Annotated in this window: 19 protein-coding genes; 10 read left to right on the plus strand and 9 right to left on the minus strand. The window is 62.2% G+C overall.

What is annotated here, in order from left to right; translation table 11 throughout:
* The first annotated feature begins 244 nt into the window (after positions 1–244).
* From ACW9HW_RS19885 to ACW9HW_RS19925, 9 genes are all read left to right on the plus strand, one after another.
* Positions 245–1,204, plus strand: a complete 960-nt coding sequence (locus ACW9HW_RS19885; RefSeq protein ID WP_003218556.1) for an AAA family ATPase — start codon at positions 245–247, stop codon at positions 1,202–1,204.
* Between the two features lie 5 nt (positions 1,205–1,209).
* A complete protein-coding gene (locus ACW9HW_RS19890) occupies positions 1,210–2,154 on the plus strand; it encodes a DUF58 domain-containing protein (protein ID WP_095194912.1) in 945 nt (314 codons plus the stop codon).
* On the plus strand, positions 2,151–2,645 hold the full coding sequence (locus ACW9HW_RS19895; protein WP_095194913.1) for a DUF4381 domain-containing protein: 495 nt from the start codon (positions 2,151–2,153) through the stop codon (positions 2,643–2,645). Before ACW9HW_RS19890 ends, ACW9HW_RS19895 begins: the two co-directional genes overlap by 4 nt.
* On the plus strand, positions 2,638–3,717 hold the full coding sequence (locus ACW9HW_RS19900) for a vWA domain-containing protein (RefSeq protein WP_095194914.1): 1,080 nt from the start codon (positions 2,638–2,640) through the stop codon (positions 3,715–3,717). The genes ACW9HW_RS19895 and ACW9HW_RS19900 overlap by 8 nt, the downstream gene beginning before the upstream one ends.
* The gene (locus ACW9HW_RS19905) at positions 3,714–5,453 is read left to right on the plus strand and encodes a tetratricopeptide repeat protein (protein ID WP_457401417.1); all 1,740 of its coding nucleotides are present in this window, start codon (positions 3,714–3,716) and stop codon (positions 5,451–5,453) included. Before ACW9HW_RS19900 ends, ACW9HW_RS19905 begins: the two co-directional genes overlap by 4 nt.
* Positions 5,450–7,090 carry a BatD family protein gene (locus ACW9HW_RS19910; protein WP_457401419.1) on the plus strand — a complete coding sequence of 547 codons (1,641 nt, stop codon included), beginning with the start codon at positions 5,450–5,452 and terminating at the stop codon, positions 7,088–7,090. The genes ACW9HW_RS19905 and ACW9HW_RS19910 overlap by 4 nt, the downstream gene beginning before the upstream one ends.
* A 260-nt stretch (positions 7,091–7,350) precedes the next feature.
* A complete protein-coding gene (locus ACW9HW_RS19915; protein ID WP_457401421.1) occupies positions 7,351–8,595 on the plus strand; it encodes an exonuclease SbcCD subunit D C-terminal domain-containing protein in 1,245 nt (414 codons plus the stop codon).
* Complete coding sequence (locus tag ACW9HW_RS19920; protein WP_457401423.1) at positions 8,592–12,233, plus strand: AAA family ATPase; 3,642 nt, start codon at positions 8,592–8,594, stop codon at positions 12,231–12,233. Before ACW9HW_RS19915 ends, ACW9HW_RS19920 begins: the two co-directional genes overlap by 4 nt.
* The gene (locus ACW9HW_RS19925) at positions 12,230–12,826 is read left to right on the plus strand and encodes a glutathione S-transferase (RefSeq protein WP_457401425.1); all 597 of its coding nucleotides are present in this window, start codon (positions 12,230–12,232) and stop codon (positions 12,824–12,826) included. The genes ACW9HW_RS19920 and ACW9HW_RS19925 overlap by 4 nt, the downstream gene beginning before the upstream one ends.
* A 148-nt stretch (positions 12,827–12,974) precedes the next feature.
* Here the strand turns inward: ACW9HW_RS19925 and ACW9HW_RS19930 are convergent, their stop codons facing one another.
* From ACW9HW_RS19930 to ACW9HW_RS19970, 9 genes are all read right to left on the minus strand, one after another.
* Positions 12,975–13,232 (minus strand): hypothetical protein, encoded by a 258-nt coding sequence (locus tag ACW9HW_RS19930; protein ID WP_095194920.1) that lies wholly within the window; start codon positions 13,230–13,232, stop codon positions 12,975–12,977.
* Positions 13,229–13,441, minus strand: a complete 213-nt coding sequence (locus tag ACW9HW_RS19935) for a hypothetical protein (protein WP_095195122.1) — start codon at positions 13,439–13,441, stop codon at positions 13,229–13,231. Before ACW9HW_RS19935 ends, ACW9HW_RS19930 begins: the two co-directional genes overlap by 4 nt.
* 115 nt (positions 13,442–13,556) lie before the next feature.
* Complete coding sequence (locus ACW9HW_RS19940; RefSeq protein WP_256590244.1) at positions 13,557–13,682, minus strand: hypothetical protein; 126 nt, start codon at positions 13,680–13,682, stop codon at positions 13,557–13,559.
* A gap of 207 nt (positions 13,683–13,889) precedes the next feature.
* Complete coding sequence (locus ACW9HW_RS19945; RefSeq protein WP_095194921.1) at positions 13,890–14,069, minus strand: hypothetical protein; 180 nt, start codon at positions 14,067–14,069, stop codon at positions 13,890–13,892.
* A 155-nt stretch (positions 14,070–14,224) separates the two neighbouring features.
* Positions 14,225–15,394, minus strand: a complete 1,170-nt coding sequence (locus ACW9HW_RS19950) for a lactonase family protein (RefSeq protein WP_457401428.1) — start codon at positions 15,392–15,394, stop codon at positions 14,225–14,227.
* Complete coding sequence (locus ACW9HW_RS19955) at positions 15,387–15,683, minus strand: DUF5629 family protein (protein WP_457401430.1); 297 nt, start codon at positions 15,681–15,683, stop codon at positions 15,387–15,389. Before ACW9HW_RS19955 ends, ACW9HW_RS19950 begins: the two co-directional genes overlap by 8 nt.
* Positions 15,684–15,886: 203 nt before the next feature.
* Positions 15,887–17,467: an aldehyde dehydrogenase (NADP(+)) gene (locus ACW9HW_RS19960; RefSeq protein WP_457401432.1), complete on the minus strand. Its 1,581-nt coding sequence runs from the start codon at positions 17,465–17,467 to the stop codon at positions 15,887–15,889.
* 10 nt (positions 17,468–17,477) lie between these two features.
* Entirely contained in the window at positions 17,478–18,470 is a 993-nt protein-coding gene (gene araD1, locus ACW9HW_RS19965; protein ID WP_457401434.1) for an AraD1 family protein, read from the minus strand.
* Between the two features lie 135 nt (positions 18,471–18,605).
* Positions 18,606–19,928: an MFS transporter gene (locus ACW9HW_RS19970; protein WP_095194926.1), complete on the minus strand. Its 1,323-nt coding sequence runs from the start codon at positions 19,926–19,928 to the stop codon at positions 18,606–18,608.
* Positions 19,929–20,121: 193 nt separating this feature from the next.
* Here ACW9HW_RS19970 and ACW9HW_RS19975 point away from each other — a divergent pair, with 193 nt between their 5' ends.
* On the plus strand, positions 20,122–21,858 hold the full coding sequence (locus ACW9HW_RS19975; RefSeq protein WP_457401436.1) for an IlvD/Edd family dehydratase: 1,737 nt from the start codon (positions 20,122–20,124) through the stop codon (positions 21,856–21,858).
* The last annotated feature ends 60 nt before the right edge of the window (positions 21,859–21,918 follow it).

Consider the following 21,918-nt stretch of genomic DNA (forward strand, 5'->3'; position numbering starts at 1 on the left):
ACAATTGATCGCGTCCTTTGCGAAAGAATCCGGCCACCTGTGGGAGCGAGCCTGCTCGCGAAGAGGTCCGAAAACACGACGCCGCTCTCCCACCCGTACAAACTTCCAACATTTTTCGCCAACCATTTCCCGCACTTTGCTCAAAATGCCGTTAGTCGCCGCCCCCCGCGATGGATTAAAGTAACGCCCCCAGCCCTGGCGTTATACGAACGTCTTCGGTCACCCTTTCCAGGAACAGTCATCGATGGAACATCGTGAAGCGCTGCTCGCGCTGCGAACCTTTCTTTCAACGCAGATTCTCGGCCAGGAAAAACTCATTGAGCGCTTGCTCATCGCCCTGCTTGCTGATGGCCATATGCTGGTCGAGGGCGCCCCTGGCCTGGCCAAGACCAAGGCCATCAAAGAACTTGCCGAAGGCATCGAAGCCCAGTTCCACCGTATCCAGTTCACCCCCGACCTGTTGCCGGCCGACATTACCGGCACGGAGATCTATCGCCCGGAAACCGGCAGCTTCGTGTTCCAGCAAGGCCCGATCTTCCATAACCTGGTACTGGCCGACGAAATCAACCGTGCCCCGGCCAAGGTTCAATCGGCGCTGCTCGAAGCCATGGCCGAGCGCCAGGTCAGTGTCGGGCGCAGCACTTATGAGCTGTCGCCGCTGTTTCTGGTAATGGCCACGCAAAACCCCATCGAGCAGGAAGGCACCTATCCGCTGCCCGAAGCCCAGCTCGACCGTTTCCTGATGCATGTGAAAATCGGTTTCCCGGACGCCGCCGTTGAACGCCGCATCCTGCAACAGGCCCGTGGCGAAGCCCTGAACGGCGAGACCAAGCCCGAACGCCGGGTCAGCCAGCAGGCGATTTTTGCCGCGCGCAAGGAAATCCTCGGCCTGTACATGGCCGATGCCGTGGAGGAGTACCTGGTGCAACTGGTCATGGCCACGCGCACCCCGGCCAAATTCGACCCCGAGATGGCCGAGTGGATCGCCTACGGCGCCAGCCCTCGCGGCTCGATCGCCCTGGACCGCTGCGCCCGGGCCCACGCCTGGCTCGCCGGGCGCGATTTCGTCAGCCCGGAGGATATTCAGGCAGTACTGTTCGATGTGTTGCGCCACCGCATCATTCTTTCCTTTGAAGCCGAAGCCGCCGGCATCGACCAGGACCGCGTGGTCCAGCGGATTCTCGACGTCGTAGCTGTCGCTTGACCCCGATGAACGCCCTCCCGCCAGCCCAGCCAGGTATCCGCGTCACGCTCGCCGAGCTGATCGAGATGCGTCATCGCGTACGCGAAGTGCAGCTGTTCTCTACGCCAAGTCAGCGCAGCCCGCTGATCGGCCTGCATCACTCCAAGCTGCGCGGGCGTGGCGTGGACTTCGATCAGGTGCGGGTCTATCAGGCCGGCGATGACGTGCGGACCATCGACTGGCGTGTCACCGCGCGGACCCAGGAGCCGCACACCAAACTCTTCCACGAGGAACGCGAACGGCCGATTTTCATCATGGTCGAGCAAAGCCGTCGCCTGTTTTTCGGTTCGGGGCTGATGTTCAAATCGGTGCTCGCCGCCCAGGCCGCGAGCCTGATCGGCTGGGCTGCGCTAGGGCATAACGATCGGGTCGGCGGGCTGGTGTTCGGTGACAACGAGCACTACGAAATCAAACCGCGACGCAGCAAACAGAGCCTGCTGCAATTGCTCAACCGCCTGGTGCGGGTCAATCAGTCGTTACACACCGAAAGCGAACCGGACCGTGATGCCTTCGGCATTGCCCTGCGCCGCGCCCGCGAGGTGTTGCGTCCAGGCAGTCTGGTCATCGTGATTTGCGACGAGCGCGTCTTGTCCGAAAGCGCCGAACAGCAGCTGAGCCTGCTGTCGCGCCACTGTGACCTGTTGCTGTTGCCGCTGTCCGATCCGCTGGATCACGCCCTGCCCGCCGCCGGTTTGCTGCGTTTTGCCGAGCGCGGCGCGCAACTGGAACTCGATACGCTGAATTTCGAACTGCGCCAGACCTACCGCGCTCAGGCCGAAGCACGCATCGCCCGCTGGGAGTTGCTGGCGCAAAAGCTACGGGTGTTGCTGATGCCATTGAGCACCCAGAGCGAAATGGTCGAACAACTGCGCGAGTACCTGAACCCTCAGAATTCGGGGAAAGGTCGATGAACGGTCTGGATCAACTGCAACCGTTGATTTCTCCACCCCCGATCGCCTTCTGGCCGCCTGCGCCGGGCTGGTGGTTGTTGCTGTTGCTGCTGCCTGCCATCGGCTTCGGCCTGTGGAAACTGCGGCGCTTCATTCCACAAAAACGCCGCATCGTGCGCGCCGAGCAACCGCTGGACCCGGTACGCCTCGCCGCGCTGGCGGAGCTGGCGCTGATGCCCAAGCCGTACGACGGCGCCCCCGCCGGTGCCTGGCTGCAGCAACTCAACGGGCTGCTCAAACGCCTGTGCCGCAACCATTACCCCTACAGCCAGAGCCACACCCTCAACGGCCGCAAATGGCTGGCTTTCCTCGACAACCGCTGCCCCGCTGCCGGGCTGACCCGCTGGATGGTGCTGGTCGAAGGCGCCTACAAACCCGAGTGCAGACTTGACGACAAGGCCATCGCCGGGCTGACCCAGGCTGTCGATACCTGGATTCGCAAACATGTTTGAGTTCGCCTGGCCATGGATTTTCGCCCTGCTGCCGTTGCCGTGGCTGATGCGTCTGGTGCTGCCTGTGGCCGACAGCGGCGAACCGGCGCTCAAGGTCAGCTTCCTCGGTGACCTCGAAGGCCTCGCCCGGCGCCGCGCCCGCGCCAACCTGCCGGCGTGGCGCCAACAGGCGCCGTTCCTGCTCCTGTGGTTGATGCTGCTGACCGCCGCCGCACGCCCGCAGTGGCTCGGCGAACCGCTGCCCATTGCCGCCAGTGGCCGCGATCTGTTGGTGGCGGTAGACGTTTCTGGCTCCATGGACTTCCCCGACATGCAGTGGCAGAACGAAGAAGTCAGCCGCCTGACGCTGGTCAAGCACCTGCTCGGCGATTTCCTCGAAAGCCGCGAGGGTGACCGGGTCGGTCTGATCCTGTTCGGTAGCCGGGCCTACCTGCAAGCACCGCTGACCTTCGACCGGCATACCGTGCGCGTCTGGCTCGACGAAGCGCGCATTGGCATCGCCGGCAAGAACACCGCCATTGGTGACGCCATCGGCTTGGGTCTCAAACGCCTGCGGCAACGCCCGGCACAAAGCCGCGTGCTGATTCTGGTGACGGACGGCGCCAACAACGGCGGTGAAATCGATCCCCTGACCGCAGCGCGCCTGGCGGCCAAGGAAGGGGTGAAAATCTACCCGATCGGTATCGGTGCCGATCCGGAAGAAAGCGGCACCCTGGGTTTCCTGGGTATCAACCCGAGCCTGGACCTGGATGAGCCTTCTCTGACGGCAATCGCGCAGGCGACCGGCGGACGCTACTTTCGGGCGCGGGACGCCAAGGAGCTGCTCGCGATCAAAAACACCCTCGACCAACTGGAACCCGTGACCCAGCAACCGACCCAGGCCCGCCCGGCCCAGTCGCTGTATCACTGGCCGCTGGCGATGGCGCTGTTACTGAGCATGCTGTTGGTGGTCCGCGAGCTCTGGCCGGACAATCCACTGCAACGGCTGTTTACCAAGGACCTGTTTTTGCAATCGCAACTGCCCGACTGGCGCCAGCGTCTCAAACGCCTGCGCCTGCGGAGGCGCCGATGAGCGCGCTCTGGCCTTACTGGTTCCGTCCCTGGTGGCTGCTGTTGTTGCCCCTGCTCGGCTGGTTGCTGTGGCAACTCTGGCATCGACAGAAACGCGCCGGGCGTTGGCAGGTGATTCTGCCACCGGCCTTTCATGCGGCGTTGCTCAGCGGCGGCAGCGGGCGTAACAGCAAACTGCCTTGGGTGGCCCTCGGCGTGGCGTGGCTGCTGACGGTGCTTGCGTTACTGGGGCCGGGCTGGGAGCGTGTCGAGCAGATCAGCCAGAAACCTGCCGACCCCTTGGTGGTGATCCTTGAACTGACCCCGGAAATGCTCGCCACCGACGTTCAACCCAACCGCCTGGAGCAGGCCCGGCGCAAGCTCCTGGACCTGCTGCAAAACCGCAGCGACGCGCAGACCGCCATCGTGGTCTACGCCGGCAGTGCGCACACGCTGGTGCCGCTGTCGGACGACCTGTCCACCAGCCGCAATCTGCTGGATGCCCTCAAGCCGTCATTAATGCCCGAAGCCGGTCATCGCGCCGACCTGGCGGTGACCAAAGCCCTGGCCTTGCTGGAGCAAGGCGCCCTGGGTGACGGCCGGATTCTGTTGATCGGCTCGACCCTGACGGAACAGGAACGCCTGGGCATCCGTCGTGCACTGGGCGGCAAATCCACCCAGTTCCTGATGCTGGGCATCGGTACTGCCGAGGGTGCGCCGATCACTCAGGAGGACGGTAGTTTCATGAAGGACGAACAGGGTGCGATTCTGGTGCCGCATCTGGACGACCCCGGCCTGAAAGCCTTCGCCAATGATCTGGACGGACGCTATCGCCATGCGCGCCTGAGCGACTCCGACCTGCGCGCGCTGGGTCTGCTCGACGGCCCACGCAACCTGCGCGACGACGGCCAGACCCTGCGCCTGGATGCCTGGGCCGATCAGGGTTACTGGTTGCTCTTGCCATTGCTGCTGCTGGCCGCCTGCGCCGGTCGTCGCGGCTGGTTGTTCTGCCTGCCGCTGTTGCTGGCGCTGCCACAACCGAGCCATGCCTTCGATTTCCAGGACCTGTGGCTGCGTCCCGACCAGCGAGGCCTGCACCTGCTCAAGCAGAAACGCCCGGCCGAGGCCGCCCAGCACTTCGAAGATCATCAGTGGCAAGGCGTCGCGCTCTATGAGGCCGGCGACTACAGCGGCGCCGCCCAGCGGTTCGCCGAGGGCAACGATGCCCACGCCCACTACAATCGAGGCAACGCCCTGGCCAAAAGCGGTGAGCTGGAGGCCGCGCTGGATGCGTATGATCAGGCACTCGAGCGGCTGCCCGACCTGCGTCCGGCCCTGACCAACAAGGCACTGGTGGAAAGCCTGCTCAAGCTCAAAACCAACCCGCCCGCCGCCGAACCGGATAAAACCGCCAGCGAAGAGCCTCAGGCGCAGCCTCAAGAACCGCCACCCGGCGCTGCCGCCCAGGCGCAGAGCACCGGCGAGCCGAAGAGCGCTGACCAACAGACCGGCTCCGATGACGAGCAATCGCCCACGAGGCCGCCCAAACCAGGCACCAACGAAGTCCCGGGCAGCGAACTGGGAGACGAACAACAGACCACGCCGCCCATGCGCCCCGCCAGCGACAGCATCGAGGGCGAACAGCAGCAGGCGCTGGAGCAATGGCTGCGGCAGATCCCGGATGACCCGGGGGAACTGCTCAGACGCAAATTCTGGTACGAACAGCAACAACATCAGGATCAGGAAAAAACTCGATGACCCGCTTCACCGCTTTCATGTTCGCCTTTGTGGTGTGGACCGTTCAGGCCCAGGCAGCCGAGCTGGTCGCCAGTGTCGATCGCACGCGTCTGAACTCCGGCGAGACGATCGAGCTGACCCTGGAATCCAACGACGTGACCCAGTTCGGCAAGCCGGACCTGACACCGCTGGAACCGCTGTTCGAAGTGCGTGGCACCCGTCAGGTCAACCAGTTGAACACCCTCGGCGGCGACAACCGCGCCACCACCCGCTGGATCGTCACCCTGCTGCCGCTGCAAAACGGCAGCGTGATGATCCCTGCGCTGAAACTGGGCGATATCCAGAGCCAGCCGATCACCGTGCAAGTGGTCGAGAGCGAAACCCAGGAAACCTCGAACAAACTGGCCCCGGTGTTCATCGAGGCCAGCCTCGATCAAACCAGCGTGTATGTGCAGGCCCAGGCGATCCTGACCTTGCGCATCTACCATTCGGTGTCGCTGTACGACGACAGCAGCTTGCCGCCGCCACAGATTCCCGATGCGCGCATCGAACAGCTGGGTGAATCGCGCACCTACGAAAAAGACATCAACGGCGTGCGCCATGGCGTCATTGAAATACGCTACGCGATCTACCCGCAGCACAGCGGTGAACTGATCATTCCCGGGCAGATTTTCAATGCCGCACTGGTGGATGCCCAGCCCACCCAGGATGCCACGTCGCAGGCGCCCAAGTCCGGCAAACTGATGCGCATCAGCTCCAAGGAAATGCTGCTGACGGTCAAGGCCAAACCCATCACCTACCCCGCCGACTTGCCCTGGTTGCCGGCACGCAGCCTGACCTTGAACGAGACCTGGAACCCGGAGCCGGAACACGTTCAGGTCGGCGATTCGTTGACCCGCAGTCTGACAGTGAAAGCCGAAGGCCTGGCCAGTTCGCAGCTGCCACCGTTGCCCGGCACCGAGGTCAGCGGCTTGCGCCGCTATCCGGATCAACCGGTGCTGGGCAACCAGAACAACGAACGCGGCCTGGTTGGCAGTCGCGAAGACCGTGAAGCCCTGGTGCCGGCCCGTAGTGGTTCAATCGAGTTGCCGTCGGTTGAAGTGGTCTGGTGGAACACCTTCGAAGATCACCTGGAACACAGCAGCCTGCCGGCCAGAACCCTGCAGGTGGCGACCAATCCGAGCCTGATGGTCGACACGCCGGCCGGCACCTCGCCACTCAATGCGACGGCCGACAGCGAAACCCTGTGGCGCTGGAAAGTCAGCACCCTGATCTTCGCGTGCACCACCCTGCTGGGCTTCGGCCTGTGGTGGCGCGCGCGCTGGCAACCGGCAATCCTGCGTGCCGCGCAAACCGGCCCAAGCCCGCGCACCGTGCTCGACGACCTCAAGCGCGCCTGCCAGGCCAACGACTCCCACGCCACCCGCCAGGCCCTCGACGCCTGGGCCCGGCAGCAACCGGAAACCCTGGCCGACATGGCCGCCCGCTTCGTCCCGCTGTCCGACGCCCTCGACGGCTTGAACGGCGCGCTGTACAGCGAAACCGGTCAGCACTGGCAGGGTGAGGAACTTTGGCGGGCTATCCGCACGATTCCAACGGCCGAACGGGTTCAGGACCCGGTCGCTGAGAGCGGGCTGCCGCCGCTCTATCCCAAGTAATCCGCTGAACTGAAGGGACCTTTGTGGCGAGGGAGCTTGCTCCCGTTGGGTTGCGAAGCAGCCCCGGCAATGTTTCTGCCAGACCGAGTTGTCTGTAGTTGCGACTGCTGCGCAGCCGAACGGGAGCAAGCTCCCTCGCCACAGGTCGGTGGTACAACCATATCCATCGCGCGATCCGGCTTTTTTGCCAGTAAACTCTCTCCCCTTTCGCCGCTGTCATTTTCCTCGCGGCCATCACCTTTCCAATAGCGGAGTTCGCCTTGCGTCTGTTTCACACCTCCGACTGGCACCTGGGCCAAAATCTGCACGGCCAGGATCGCGATTTCGAGCACGGCTGTTTTCTCGACTGGCTGCTGCGTCAGCTCAAACTCGATCAGCCCGATGTGCTGCTGATCGCCGGCGATATCTTCGACACGGTCAACCCGCCGGTCAAAGCCCAGGAACGCCTGTACGACTTCATCGTCAGCGCCCACGAACAACAACCGTTACTGACCATCGTGATGATTGCCGGCAACCACGATTCCGGCTCGCGGATCGAACTGCCCGCGCCCTTGATGCGCCGCTTGCGCACCCATGCGCTGGGTCGGGTGCTGTGGCTGGATGACGGCCAACTGGACGCCGAACGTCTGTTGCTGCCGCTGCCCGATGCCAGCGGCAACATCGCCGGCTGGTGCCTGGCACTGCCGTTCCTGCGCCCGGCCGAGGTGACCGGAGCGCATCTGGGTGACGATTACCTGCGCGGCATCGGTCAGGTACACGAATGGCTGATCGAAGCGGCCAACGCCAAGCGTCAACCGGGTCAGGCGCTGATCGCCATCAGCCACGCCCACATGGCCGGCGGTTCGGTGTCGGAAGACTCCGAGCGCAGCCTGATCATCGGTAACGCCGAAGCGCTGCCCGCCAGCCTGTTCGGACCGAGCATCAGCTACGTCGCCCTCGGTCACTTGCACAAGCCGCAGAAGGTCAACGGCGAAGAGCGGATTCGCTACAGCGGTTCGCCGATTCCACTGTCATTCTCCGAAATCAGTTACCAGCACCAGATTCTCGACATCACCCTGGAGGGTGAGACCCTGGTCAGCGTCGAACCCCGGCTCATTCCTCGCTCGGTGAATCTGCAACGCCTCGGCCCCGCGCCCTTGGCAGAGATCCTGCTGCAACTGGCCGACTTGCCGAACATCGACCTGTTGGCCGACTACCAGCGTCAGCCCTGGCTGGAGGTGCGAGTACGCCTGGACGAGCCGCAACCGGACTTGCGCCATCAGGTGGAAACCGCCCTGCAAGGCAAGGCCGTGCGCCTGGTGCGCATTGCGGCCGAATACGCCGGCAATGGCAGCCGTGAAGGCGCCGAAGACGGTGCCGCGTTGATCGAACTGGACCAGCTCACGCCCCAGGAACTGTTCAGTCGCGCCTGGATGGACAATTACGGCAGCGAGGTCGACGAGCAAACCCTCAAGGACTTTGCCGAACTGCTGCAAGACGTGCAGATGGAGAGCGAACAGCCATGAAGATCCTCGCCATCCGCCTGAAAAACCTCGCGTCCCTGGCCGGCCCCTTTGATATCGATTTCACTGCCGAGCCCTTGGCCAGCGCCGGCCTGTTCGCCATCACCGGGCCGACCGGCGCGGGTAAAAGCACCTTGCTCGACGCCTTGTGCCTGGCGCTGTTCGGCACGGTGCCGCGGCTCAACAGTGTTCAACCATCGGCCAAGGCACCGGACATCGACGGTGATATCGGCACCGCAGATCCACGCACCCTGTTGCGTCGCGGTACCGGTGAAGGCTATGCGGAAGTCGATTTCGTCGGCATTGACGGCCGTCGCTATCGTGCTCGCTGGGAAGCCAACCGTGCGCGGGAGAAAGCGGGCGGCAGGCTGCAGGCCAGTCGGCAAAGCTTGCGTGACATCGATCAGGACCAATTGCTGGCCAGTCAGAAGCTTGAATTCAAAAGCCGTATCGAGTCCGTACTGGGCCTGAACTTCGAGCAGTTCACCCGCGCCGTGTTGCTGGCGCAAAGCGAGTTCAGCGCCTTCCTAAAGGCCGATGACAACGACCGCAGCGAACTGCTGGAAAAACTCACCGACACGGCGCTCTACACCCGCCTGGGCCGTCGAGCGTTCGACAAGACCAAGGAAGCCCGCGAAACCCACAAACTGCTGCAGGATCAGGCCACCGGGGTCACACCGCTGGCGCCCGAAGCCCGGGCAGCACTGGATGAGCGCTTCAATACCGCACAGCAACAACTCAAATTGCAGCAAGCGCAGCTCAAGCAACTTGAGTTGCAGCACACCTGGCTCAAGGATCTGCGTCAGTTGCAGGACGCGCAACACAGTGCCTGCGAGCAGCTGCAATCGGCACAGGCCCAATGGCAAAGCCTGGCCGGCGAACGCCTGAAGCTGAACCGCCTGGAGCAACTGGCGCCACAACGGCACCAGTTCGCCCGCAAGGCCGGGATCGACGCGCAACTGACCCCGTTGGCAGCGCATATTGCCGGGCATACCCGGCAGCATGCCGAACTCGCCGAGCGTCAGACCCAGCTGGAGCAACAGCTCGGCGCAGCCCGGATCGCGTTGAGCCAGGCGCAGCAACAACAGACCGACAGCACACCGTTGTTGCGTCAGGCCTTCGAAGAACAAAGCACCCTCGCCCGCCTCGCCAAGGACACCGCCCTCGGCGCCGAAACCCAACACAACGCCGAACAGGCCTGTGCCCAGGGCCAGAGTGCGATTCAAGCCTTGCTCGACCGGCAGGCCCAGGTCGCCGAACACCTGCAGCGCATGGCTGCCGGGCTGGAACAAAGCGCTCATCTGGCACCGCTGAGCGATGCCTGGAATGCCTACCGAGATCGCCTGCAACAGTTGATGTTGATCGGCAACCGGCTGAATCAGGGGCAGGCCGAACTGGCCACTCTCGAACAGAATGCCAGCCGTACCGCGCAAGCATTCACCGCGCAGAAGCAGCAACTGGAAGTGCTGTTCAAGGAAGCCGGCGCCGAACCGGATGCCGTTGCCGAGCAGATCGGCATTCTCGGCAGCCTGTTGCAGGACAACCGCAAACAACTGCGGGCCATCGAAGACCTGGCGCGGTTGTGGGCCAGCCAGCAGGATCTGGACAAGCGCGCTGCCGAGCTGCAACAACGCCAGCTCGCCGCACAACAGGAACGCGATCGCCTGACTCAGGACGGGGTTAAAGCCAAGGCTGATCTGAGCGTCGCCGAGCAAACCCTTAGCGTTACCCGCGAGCTGCTGGAGCGTCAGCGCCTGGCCCGCAGCGCGAGTGTCGAGGAACTGCGCGCGCAGTTACAGGATGATCAGCCGTGCCCGGTCTGTGGCAGCCACGAGCATCCGTATCATCGGCCCGAAGCGCTGTTGCAAAGCCTTGGCCGTTTCGATGAAAGCGAACAGGCCAACGCCCAGAAAGCTGTCGACGTGCTCAAGGAAAAACTCACCGACCTGCGTGCCGAGGTCGGCGGCCTGATCGCCCAACAAAAGGAGCTGCTGCAACAGCAGGAGTTACTGGCGGCGCAACAGCAAGCCCTGGCGCCCACCCTTGCAGCGCACCCGTTGGCCACCTCGCTGTTGAATCAGGACGCGGACAAACGCGACGCCTGGCTCGCCCAGCAAAACAGCCAATTGAATCAAAGCATCACCCAGGATGAGCAACGGCAAACGGCCCTGCTCACTTTGCAACAGGATGCGGCGCGCCTGACCCAGCAACTGCGCCATGCCGAAACCGCGCACCAGCAAGCGGCCCAGCACCTGGACAATCAACAGCGCGAACTGGGCAGCGACCGTCAGCGCCTGGACGAAGAACTGGCCACGTTCGCCAGCCTGCTGCCGGCCGAGACCCTGCAAGCGCTGCGCGTTGAGCCGGCCGCGACCTTCATGCAGCTCGATCGCCAGATCAGCGAGCGCCTGGCACAACTCGAGCAACAGAAGGAAGAGCTGGCCGAACAGCAGCAACGTCAGCAGCACCTGGAAAAGGAACAGGATCGGCAGCAGACCCGCGTCCTGCAACTGCAAACCGCGCAGCAGCAATTCAGTGCGCTGCTGGAACAGCAGCAGGCGAGCCAGCAGAAACTCGGGCAGCTGCTCGGCGAACACAGCAGCGCCGAGCATTGGCAACAGCAACTGGAACGGGCCGTGGAAACCGCACGCAGCGCCGAAACCAGCACCGCCCAGGAACTGCAAAGCGTACATACGCAACAGGTACGAATCGCCGCCGAGCTCAAGGCGCAGCAGGAACGTTTGCAGGCTCTTGAAAGCGAACACACGGAACTGGCGGGCAAGATCGCCGACTGGCGCGGCCGCCATCCGGAGCTGGATGACGGTGGCCTGGAAGACCTGTTGCGAGCCGACGACGCGCAGGTCAGCGAGTTGCGTCAACGCTTGCAGCTCAGCGAAAAAGCCATTGAACAGGCCACGGTCCTGGTGGAGGAACGCGACAAGCGCTTGCTCGATCACCAGGCGCAGCACAACGGTAACCTTGACGCAGAACAACTCGACAGCGCCCTCAGCGAGTTGCAAAACCAGTACGCCGTCAACGAACAGCTCTGCGCCGAACTGCGCGCCGAACAGGCCGAGGACCAGCGCCGGCAGAATGCCAATCAGGCGCTGGCGCAGCAAATTGCCGAGGCTTACGCCGAGTATCAACGCTGGGCGCGCTTGAATGCATTGATTGGTTCGGCCACCGGCGACACCTTCCGCAAGATCGCCCAGGCCTACAACCTCGATCTCTTGGTGCACCATGCCAACGTGCAACTGCGTCAGCTGGTGCGGCGCTATCGCCTCAAGCGTGGCGGCAGCATGCTTGGTTTGCTGGTGATGGATACCGAAATGGGGGACGAGCTGCGTTCGGTGCATTCGCTGTCCGGAGGCGAGACGTTCCTGGTATCGCTGGCCCTGGCGCTGGGTCTGGCCTCGATGGCGTCAAGCACGCTGAAAATCGAATCGCTGTTCATCGACGAAGGCTTCGGCAGTCTCGATCCGGAGTCCCTGCAACTGGCCATGGATGCCCTCGACGGCTTGCAGGCCCAAGGGCGCAAGGTCGCGGTGATTTCCCACGTGCAGGAAATGCATGAGCGGATTCCGGTGCAGATCCAGGTCCGCCGTCAGGGCAACGGCCTGAGCATGCTGGAGGTGAAATGACCACGCTCTACTCTTTCCGGCGCTGCCCTTACGCCATGCGGGCGCGCATGGCCCTGCGCTACGCCGGGGTTGCCGTGGACATCGTCGAAGTCAGCCTCAGGGCCAAGCCCGCCGAGATGCTCGCGCTGTCGAGCAAAGGCACGGTGCCGGTGCTGAGCGTCGACGGTCGGGTCATCGATGAAAGCCTGGACATCATGCGTTGGGCCCTGGCACAGAACGATCCGCAGGACTGGTTGCTCAAGGACGATCCGCAAGGGCAGCTCGCCCTCGCGGCATTGATCGAAGAGAACGATCAGGCGTTCAAAGTGCACCTGAACCGCTACAAGTACGCCGAACGCTATCCCGAACAGCCGATGGCGTTTTATCGCGCCGAGGGCGAGGCGTTCCTGCGTAAGCTGGATGAGTTGTTGGAAGGTCGCGACTATTTGCTGGCCGACCACCCGACTCTGGCCGACGTGGCGTTGATGCCGTTCATACGGCAATTCGCCCATGTCGATCGCGAGTGGTTCGCGCAGACGCCGTATCGACGGCTGCAGGACTGGTTGCAGCGATTGTTGGCGTCGGATTTATTTACAGGCGTGATGCAGAAGTAAGCGCACGACCTTTGTGGCGAGGGAGCTTGCTCCCGCTGGGCTGCGAAGCGGCCCCAAATGGTTTCAAGCGAATGACGCATAGCGGTTGCTGCGCAACCGAGCGGGAGCAAGCTCCCTCGCCACAAAAGCAATAGATGACCGTTGGCTCTTACGCCAAAACTTCACACATGCCGATCACCGAGCAATCGACATGGAATGGCCCGAAAAACCCGCTATCAGGTTTGAGCGGCGGGTTGCCGGCCAGCATCCCCATGGCCTTGGCTGTCTCTATGTTGCGCGTGATGTTGTGGTTGGCCTCGATGGCCCGTGCCACCCCGCCTACCGAACCTTGACCGATCCCCAACAAGGAAAATCCATTGGTGATGAATGCCAGGAAGGCGATAACCAAAAGTTTGCAACGGTTCATACTCCGCCCACTCCCGCGAGATCAGCCTGATCCGCCAGCGCCTGTTGCGCGCGGTGTTCAAACTGGATGCCAGGATGGGCGACGTGAATCGGCGGTTCGACGGTTTGTTGCGATTGCGGCGAAAGACTGACAACCAGCACCATGACCAGGTAAAGACCGATAGCCACATAGGCGCCGTGTTTGGCAGAAGTGATGATTGCGCTGGCCATGATGAACTCCGTGGACATGTTTCAGAGTCCACAGAATCGATCAAAAAAGCATCGATCACCAACTAGACGTGTCTATATCAACTATCAGCTGCGTTGATCATTAAGCCAGACTATCTCAGTCTTCGATAAAACTAATCATGCGCTCGCGGGCAGCGTCAGGCTCCCCGGAAATGGGCTCTGCCGCGGACAGGATGGGAGTGGAATAGAGAAACAGCAGCACCACTGCAAGACGCATCGCCATGTCATCGATCCTTTTCTTGAGAAGGAGTCAAAAAATCAGCGTCAAAGTTAAACGCATGGCCATGTGATATCAAGCAATAGATTGATGGCGATATGATGCTGTCGTAAACGCGTTATGCAGGAGCGACATCACTTCAGACTTTTCGAACGCTCAACGCTCGATCGGCAAGTGACTTCGCTCCTGCATAAAGGGTGCGGGGAGACGATTTCAGTGCTGGGCTTTGTGATCCAGCGCGGCGTAGAAGTTGGCGCTTTGTTGCAGGTATTTCTGGGTGTAGCTCTGGGCGTGGGATTTTTTGTCGCTGATTTCAACGTTGGCACTGGCTGGCAGAGCAACGGTGGCCGAGATGGCGGAAGCGGCGATTACAGAGAAGAGATTGAAGTTCATGCGGTATTCCTCGGAGTCAGTTGGCTTGCTTGCCCGGTGGGGCCGTGAAGCAAACTTAACCCTCGAGGAACGAGGCCTTGAAATGCTTTGTAGCATTACCAAATATCAGCCTCATTGATAGAAAGCTGCAGGCCCCGCGAACCGGGGCCTGCGGCCTATTGTCGCAGCACAAACTTGAGATCGCTCGGGGCGTCCATCGGCAGTTTTTGCACGGTTTTGCCCAGCAGACCGCTCTTGGCATCGCGCTCGACGACGACAATCTGGTTGCTTTTCTGGTTGGCGATCAGCAGGAATCGGCCACTGGGATCGAGGCTGAATTCCCTTGGATGGTCACCCTCCACCGAGCGCCGTTGCAGTTCCTTGAGATGGCCGGTCACAGGGTCGATGGCGAACACCAGCAATTGATTGGCAGTGCCGCGGTTGCTGACGTAGAGGAACTTGCCATCCTTTGATGCATGCAGTGCAGCGGCCGCCTTGTCCGACAGCGGCTGACCGGCAGCCAGATCGACCATTTGCGTCTGCTCAAGCTTGCCGTCGCGGTAATCGAACACTGCCACCTGGGCGCTCATTTCCATGGTCAGCCAAGCGTGTTGGCCATCGGCGCTGAACAGCAGATGACGCGGACCGCTGCCGGGTGGCAGCTGGACGAATGCCGGCGTGGCCGGGGTCAACGGCAGGTCCGGATTGGCCTTGGGGTCGAAGCGGTAGACAAAAACCTTGTCCGCGCCCAGGTCATTGGAAAACACGTATCTGCCATCCGGCGAGGCAATCGTCGAATGCACATGCGCCGACATCTGCCGTTCGGGATTGACCCGGCTGGCCGGATGACTGCTCATCTGCACCACCGGTTTGAGCGCGCCATCGGCGCCCACCGGCAGCACCGCCAGGGTACCGCCCGGGTCTTGGGCTACCGAGTAATGACTGACAAACAGATGGCTCGCCTCTGCGCTGAGGCTCGAATGGGTCGGTTCGTTGCCCAGGCTCTGCACCTGATTGATCAGGCTCAGCTCATGGCTCTTGGGGTCAATCGCATAACTGCTGACCCGACCGACCGGATCAGTCTGGCCGGGGCCATTTTCGTTGACCACGAACAGCCGCCGCTGATCCTTGCTCAAGGTCAGCCATGATGGATTTTCGCTGTTGATCACTTGCAGCGGCCTGGCGTCGATCTGCCCGGTTGCACTGTCGAAACTCAGTCGATAAATGCCCTGACTTTGCCCGGCGGTATAGGAACCCACGAGTAATTGATAGTCGTCGGCGCAGGCGGCCTGAACACCCATCGCGCCGATGCTGCCGGCGATCAACAGGGGCCAGAGGTTACGCATCCTCTTGGGCGTCGTCTTCGTTATCGCCGCTGATGACATCACCGAGGCAGACCAGACGGTGTTCACCAGAATCACCGGTGATCAACCAGCTTTGCAAGGTGGTGTCGTAGGTCGCCGCCTGGACCTGTGCCGGGGTGAATTCCCAGTGCTTGGCCGCTCGGCCATCCATGCATTCGATGTGCAGGTTGTTGTCGACATCAAGGGCAAATTCGAAGGCATGCAGCCCGTCGATTTCCACCATTCCGCAGTGTTCGAGGGCATTGAGCAAGGTATCGGTTACAGCAGTCATGGCAGTCAATCTTTGAGTGGGAAAAACGCAATGATAGCTCAATGTGGGCACTCATCAGTGCCCGTCACAGCACTCCAGGACCACACTGAACAATTGTGGGAGCGAGCCTGCTCGCGAAGGCAGAGTGTCAGTCGATAAATTTCCGGACTGTTCCGCCGCATTCGCGAGCAGGCTCGCTCCCACAGGGGGTTAGTGCGTGACGGTTAGATCGCGCTCTGTGACGGCTTGCCATCCACCAGTCGCTGGATGCCCAGCGGATTGGCATTTTTCAGCGCATCCGGCAGCAGGCTGTCCGGGTAGTTCTGGAAACACACCGGGCGCAGGAAACGGTCGATGGCCAGGGTACCCACCGACGTGCCGCGCGCATCGGAGGTCGCCGGATACGGTCCGCCATGGACCATCGAATCACAGACCTCTACCCCGGTCGGATAGCCGTTGAGCAGGATCCGCCCGACCTTCTGTTCCAGCAACGCCGTCAGCTCTGCGAACTGCTCGAAATCCGCGGGCTCGCCGATGATCGTCGCCGTCAATTGACCGTGCAGCCCATTCAACGCAGCACTGAGTTGCGCCTGATCCGCCACTTCGACCACCACCGTGGTCGGGCCGAACACTTCCTCTTGCAGAACCTCATCACCGTTGATCAGCAGGCTGACATCAGCCTTGAACAACTGCGGCTGTGCCTGGCGTCCTTGTTGCGGCTGACCCGCCAGGTGCTCGATGCCTGGATGATCGAGCAGTTTCTGCAAACCTTTGCCATAGCTGCCCAGGGTCCCGGCGTTGAGCATGGTTTGCGCCGGTTGATCAGCCATCATGTCTGCCAACAACGTCAGAAATGCGCTGAACTGTGGCGAACGAATGCCGATCACCAGTCCAGGGTTGGTGCAGAACTGGCCGCAACCCTGAACCACCGAAGCCGACAGGCCACGGGCGATGGTTTCCGTGCGTTCGTGCAACGCCTGGGGCAGGACGATCACCGGGTTGATGCTCGACATCTCGGCGAACACCGGGATCGGTTGCGGGCGTGCCGCCGCCATGTCGCACAGCGCCCGACCGCCCTTGAGCGACCCGGTAAAGCCCACCGCCTGAATCGCCGGGTGCTTGACCAGCGCTTCGCCGACCCCGCCGCCGTAGATCATGTTGAACACACCCGCCGGCATCGCGGTTTTTTCCGCCGCGCGCAGGATCGCGTCAGCCACTGACTCAGCCGTGGCCATGTGGCCGCTGTGGGCCTTGAACACCACCGGGCAACCGGCGGCCAAGGCCGCGGCGGTGTCGCCACCGGCGGTGGAGAACGCCAGGGGAAAGTTGCTGGCACCAAACACCGCCACCGGACCGAGGCCGATGCGGTACTGGCGCAGGTCGGGACGGGGCAGCGGTTGACGCTCTGGCAAGGCCAGGTCGATGCGCGCACCGTAGAAATCGCCACGACGCAGCACCTTGGCGAACAGGCGCATCTGGCCGCTGGTGCGCCCGCGCTCACCGATGATCCGTGCCGCGGGCAACGCGGTTTCGCGGCAAACCAGGGTCACGAAGTCATCACCCAGTGCGTCCAGTTCATCGGCAATCGCATCGAGAAACTGCGCACGCCGCTCGGCGCTCAAGCCGCGATAGGTCGGGTATGCAGCAGCGGCAGCCTTGGCGGCGGCATCGACTTCTTCCGGCGTGGCCTGGATGAAATCGTGGGGCAGCGCCTCGCCGGTTTGCGCATCGACGCTGTGCAGTTTGACGCTGCCCAACGCACTGCGCTGGCCGCCAATATAGTTATGACCAAGAATTCGGGTCATCAGTAACTCCTCAAAGTGAACCGACGGTGCCGGGTTCGAAAGCCGCTTCAACCGGTGCGATGCCATTGATCAACGGCGCGCCGAACTCAGCCTGGCTGATCTCGAACACATCGCCGGGCCGGGTGCGCACGCCATCGGCGAACGACAGGGTCGCGGTGCCAAAGAAGTGGATGTGCACATCCCCAGGACGCAGGAACTGGCTGTACTTGAAGTGGTGATACTCGAGGTTCGCCAGGCTATGGCACATGTTGGCCTCGCCACTGAGGAACTCGTTTTGCCACAGCACTTCACCGTCACGCAGGATGCAGCTGGTACCGGCCAGATGTTGAGGAAGTTCGCCGACCCGCAGTTCCGGGCCGTAGCTGCAACTGCGCAGCTTCGAGTGAGCCAGGTACAGGTAGTTCTTGCGCTCCATGACGTGATCGGAGAACTCGTTGCCTACCGCGAAACCCAGGCGATAGGGCTTGCCGTCATGGCCGATGACATACAGGCCACTCAGCTCAGGCTCTTCACCGGCGTCTTCGGCAAACGGCGGCAACGGGAACGGCTGGCCCGGGCGCACGACGATGCTGCCGTCGCCCTTGTAGAACCATTCCGGTTGCACACCGGCCTGCCCTTCTGCGGGTTTACCGCCCTCCACGCCCCATTTGAAAATGCGCATGGTGTCGGTCATCGCCGCTTCATCGCCGGCGTGCTGATGCATCTTGTCCCGGGCTGAAGCGCTGCCCAGGTGAGTCAGGCCGGTACCGCTGACCAGCATGTGCGCCGGATCCGGATGATCCAGCGGTGGCAGAATGCGCAGTTGTGCCAGGAGTTCGGCGTAGTCGTGACTGATACCCAGCCCCATGCCTTGCACCTGTTGCTCAAGGTTGACGCCCGCCTCGATCGCCGCCAGGGCCAGGTCGCGAACCGTGCGTGCGTCCCGCACTTCGCGCACCAGCCCTTCCTCGACCACGCCGACTCGGCGTTCGCCGTTACTCAATTCGAATTGCACCAAACGCATGAATTTTCTCCTGTTTAATCAAACACCGCTGTCCCTTGTGGGAGCGAGGCTGCTCGCGAATGGGCCGTCACACCCAATACTGATGCTGACTGACACTCCGCTTTCGCGAGCAGGCTCGCTCCCACAGGATTTGTGTCAGGTACGGGATGCGCCTCGGGCGCTGGCCGCAAACTCATCCGCCGGCAGCACGTGCTTGCGCTCCAACAGGCGATACACCACGCCGGTCAGCACCAGGCCGAACAGCATCACGCAAGACAGGAAGTACAGGCCCGAGGCCAGGTTGCCGGTGTACTCCTTGAGCGCGCCAATCACGAACGGGCCGATGTAGCCGCCCAGGTTGCCCACCGAGTTGATCAGGGCAATCCCCGCCGCCGCACTGGCGCCGGCAAAGAACCGGCCGGGCAAGGTCCAGAACACCGCAGTGCAGGAAAACAGCGCAAACGCCACCAGGCACAACGCCGCCAGTTGCAGCACCGGCACCGACAGCCAGGCACTGAGGAACAGGCCCAGCGCGCCCAGCACATAAAGTACCGCCAGGTGGCCGTAGCGATCATTCAAACGGTCGGAACTACGCGGAATGATCAGCAGGCCGATGATCCCGAAAATGTACGGCACCGAAGACACGAAGCCGGTCACCAGGTCGCTGCCGCCGAACTGCTTGATCAGGGTCGGCAGCCACAGGCCCAGGCCATAGATGCTCAGGGTCACCGGCAGGTAGAACAGCGCCAGCAACAGCACACGCTTGTCCTTGAGGGCGTGCAACGGGTTGCCATGACGGGTCTGGCCGTACTGCTCCAGGTCCTTTTTCAGCTCGCCGGCCAACCAGTCTTTTTCAGCCTGATCCATCCACTTCACCTGTTGCGGGCCGTCCGGCAGCCAGCGCAACGTCGGCCAGGTCAGCAGGATCGCCGGGGCGCCGATGACGATGAACAGCCACTGCCAGCCATGCAGCCCCAGCACGCCGTCCATGCCGAGCAAGCCACCGGACACCGGACCGGTAATCATCATCGCGATTGGTTGCGACAGGATGAACAGCCCGAGGATCTTGCCGCGATGGCGCACCGGGAACCATTGGGTGATGTAGTACAGAACGCCCGGGAAGAACCCGGCTTCCGCCGCACCGAGCAGAAAGCGCATCAGATAGAAGCTGTTCGGTCCCTGGACGAAGGCCATGCCGATGGTGATGGCGCCCCAGGTGACCATGATCCGCGCGAACCAGCGCCGTGCGCCAAAGCGGTCAAGCATCAGGTTGCTGGGGATTTCCAGCAGGAAGTAGCCAATGAAGAACAGCCCCGCGCCCAGACCGTAAGCCGCGTCACCGAGACCGATGTCGGCCCCCATGTGCAATTTGGCGAACCCCACGGCGGAGCGATCCACATAGGCGATCAGGTACAGCAGGATCAGGAAGGGAATCAGTTTCAACGTGATGCGACGGATAAGCCGCAGTTCCTGGCTCATGAGATCGGTCTCCGATTGTTGTTTTTATAGAACCTCGGGGGACGCCTCTCACGGCAAACCGTCAGGGCCATCCCTCCGCTGAAAACGACTATATAGTAATACTAATTAACCAACAACACTTCCAAAGCGACGACTTTGCGCTTATGTTACGCTTTAGCTCGAACAATATAGTCATACAATAAGAGAATCGATCATGTCTGATAAGAAACCCACCCTGCGCTCCGCCCAATGGTTTGGCACCGCCGACAAGAACGGCTTCATGTACCGCAGCTGGATGAAGAATCAGGGCATCGCCGACCATCAGTTCCACGGCAAGCCGATCATCGGCATCTGCAACACCTGGTCGGAACTGACCCCGTGCAACGCGCATTTCCGCCAGATCGCCGAACACGTCAAACGCGGCGTGATCGAGGCCGGAGGCTTCCCGGTGGAATTCCCGGTGTTCTCCAATGGCGAATCCAACCTGCGCCCCACCGCCATGCTCACCCGCAACCTGGCAAGCATGGACGTTGAAGAGGCGATCCGTGGCAACCCGATTGACGGTGTGGTGCTGCTCACCGGTTGCGACAAAACCACCCCGGCCTTGCTGATGGGCGCGGCCAGTTGTGATGTGCCGGCCATCGTCGTCACCGGCGGGCCGATGCTCAACGGCAAGCACAAGGGCAAGGATATCGGTTCGGGCACCGTGGTCTGGCAGTTGAGCGAGCAGGTCAAGGCCGGCACCATCACCATCGATGACTTCCTGGCGGCCGAGGGTGGCATGTCCCGCTCGGCCGGTACCTGCAACACCATGGGCACCGCCTCGACCATGGCCTGCATGGCCGAAGCACTGGGCACTTCCCTGCCCCACAACGCGGCAATTCCGGCGGTCGATGCGCGCCGCTATGTGTTGGCGCACATGTCCGGCATGCGTGCAGTGGAAATGGTTCGCGAAGACTTGAAACTGTCGAAGATCCTGACCAAGGAGGCCTTCGAGAACGCCATTCGGGTCAACGCCGCGATTGGCGGTTCGACCAATGCGGTCATTCACCTCAAAGCCATCGCCGGCCGCATCGGCGTGGAACTGGATCTGGACGACTGGACCCGTATCGGTCGCGGTATGCCGACCATCGTCGACCTGCAACCGTCCGGGCGTTTCCTGATGGAAGAGTTCTACTACGCCGGCGGTTTACCCGCGGTACTGCGCCGCCTGGGTGAAGCCAACCTGATCCCGAACCCCAACGCCTTGACCGTCAACGGCAAGTCGATTGGCGAGAACACCAAGGACGCCCCGATCTACGGCGAAGACGAAGTGATCCGCACACTCGACAATCCAATCCGCGCCGACGGCGGCATCTGCGTGCTGCGCGGCAACCTGGCGCCGCTGGGCGCAGTGCTCAAGCCCTCGGCCGCCACACCGGAGCTCATGCAGCACCGTGGCCGCGCCGTAGTGTTCGAAAACTTCGACATGTACAAGGCACGGATCAACGACCCGGAACTGGACGTTGACGCCAACTCGATCCTGGTGATGAAAAACTGCGGTCCCAAGGGTTATCCGGGCATGGCCGAAGTCGGCAACATGGGCCTGCCGGCCAAGCTGCTGGCCCAGGGCGTAACCGACATGGTGCGCATTTCCGATGCACGCATGAGTGGTACGGCGTACGGCACCGTGGTCTTGCATGTTGCACCGGAAGCGGCGGCTGGCGGACCTTTGGCGGCGGTGAAGGAAGGCGACTGGATCGAGCTCGACTGCGCCAGTGGCCACCTGCACCTGGACATCCCGGATGCCGAACTGGCGGCGCGCATGGCCGACCTGCAACCGCCGCAACAATTGTTGGTCGGTGGCTACCGTCAACTGTACATCGACCATGTGCTGCAGGCGGATCAGGGTTGCGACTTTGACTTCCTGGTCGGTTGCCGCGGGGCTGAGGTACCGCGCCACTCTCACTGACATCCCCCATCCTCCTGTGGGAGCGAGCCTGCTCGCGAAGGCGGTTTATCATTCAACATT

It is taken from the genome of Pseudomonas sp. SDO5532_S415 (genome assembly GCF_054071155.1).

Excerpts from the sequence above, each read along its gene's own strand:
- ACW9HW_RS19885 (WP_003218556.1), top strand. The coding sequence starts at position 245 with ATGGAACATCGTGAAGCGCTGCTCGCGCTGCGAACCTTTCTTTCAACG.
- ACW9HW_RS19890 (WP_095194912.1), top strand. The coding sequence starts at position 1,210 with ATGAACGCCCTCCCGCCAGCCCAGCCAGGTATCCGCGTCACGCTCGCC.
- ACW9HW_RS19895 (WP_095194913.1), top strand. The coding sequence starts at position 2,151 with ATGAACGGTCTGGATCAACTGCAACCGTTGATTTCTCCACCCCCGATC.
- ACW9HW_RS19900 (WP_095194914.1), top strand. The coding sequence starts at position 2,638 with ATGTTTGAGTTCGCCTGGCCATGGATTTTCGCCCTGCTGCCGTTGCCG.
- ACW9HW_RS19905 (WP_457401417.1), top strand. The coding sequence starts at position 3,714 with ATGAGCGCGCTCTGGCCTTACTGGTTCCGTCCCTGGTGGCTGCTGTTG.
- ACW9HW_RS19910 (WP_457401419.1), top strand. The coding sequence starts at position 5,450 with ATGACCCGCTTCACCGCTTTCATGTTCGCCTTTGTGGTGTGGACCGTT.
- ACW9HW_RS19920 (WP_457401423.1), top strand. The coding sequence starts at position 8,592 with ATGAAGATCCTCGCCATCCGCCTGAAAAACCTCGCGTCCCTGGCCGGC.
- ACW9HW_RS19925 (WP_457401425.1), top strand. The coding sequence starts at position 12,230 with ATGACCACGCTCTACTCTTTCCGGCGCTGCCCTTACGCCATGCGGGCG.
- ACW9HW_RS19930 (WP_095194920.1), bottom strand. The coding sequence starts at position 13,232 with ATGAACCGTTGCAAACTTTTGGTTATCGCCTTCCTGGCATTCATCACC.
- ACW9HW_RS19935 (WP_095195122.1), bottom strand. The coding sequence starts at position 13,441 with ATGGCCAGCGCAATCATCACTTCTGCCAAACACGGCGCCTATGTGGCT.
- ACW9HW_RS19940 (WP_256590244.1), bottom strand. The coding sequence starts at position 13,682 with ATGGCGATGCGTCTTGCAGTGGTGCTGCTGTTTCTCTATTCCACTCCC.
- ACW9HW_RS19945 (WP_095194921.1), bottom strand. The coding sequence starts at position 14,069 with ATGAACTTCAATCTCTTCTCTGTAATCGCCGCTTCCGCCATCTCGGCC.
- ACW9HW_RS19950 (WP_457401428.1), bottom strand. The coding sequence starts at position 15,394 with ATGCGTAACCTCTGGCCCCTGTTGATCGCCGGCAGCATCGGCGCGATG.
- ACW9HW_RS19955 (WP_457401430.1), bottom strand. The coding sequence starts at position 15,683 with ATGACTGCTGTAACCGATACCTTGCTCAATGCCCTCGAACACTGCGGA.
- ACW9HW_RS19960 (WP_457401432.1), bottom strand. The coding sequence starts at position 17,467 with ATGACCCGAATTCTTGGTCATAACTATATTGGCGGCCAGCGCAGTGCG.
- araD1 (WP_457401434.1), bottom strand. The coding sequence starts at position 18,470 with ATGCGTTTGGTGCAATTCGAATTGAGTAACGGCGAACGCCGAGTCGGC.
- ACW9HW_RS19970 (WP_095194926.1), bottom strand. The coding sequence starts at position 19,928 with ATGAGCCAGGAACTGCGGCTTATCCGTCGCATCACGTTGAAACTGATT.
- ACW9HW_RS19975 (WP_457401436.1), top strand. The coding sequence starts at position 20,122 with ATGTCTGATAAGAAACCCACCCTGCGCTCCGCCCAATGGTTTGGCACC.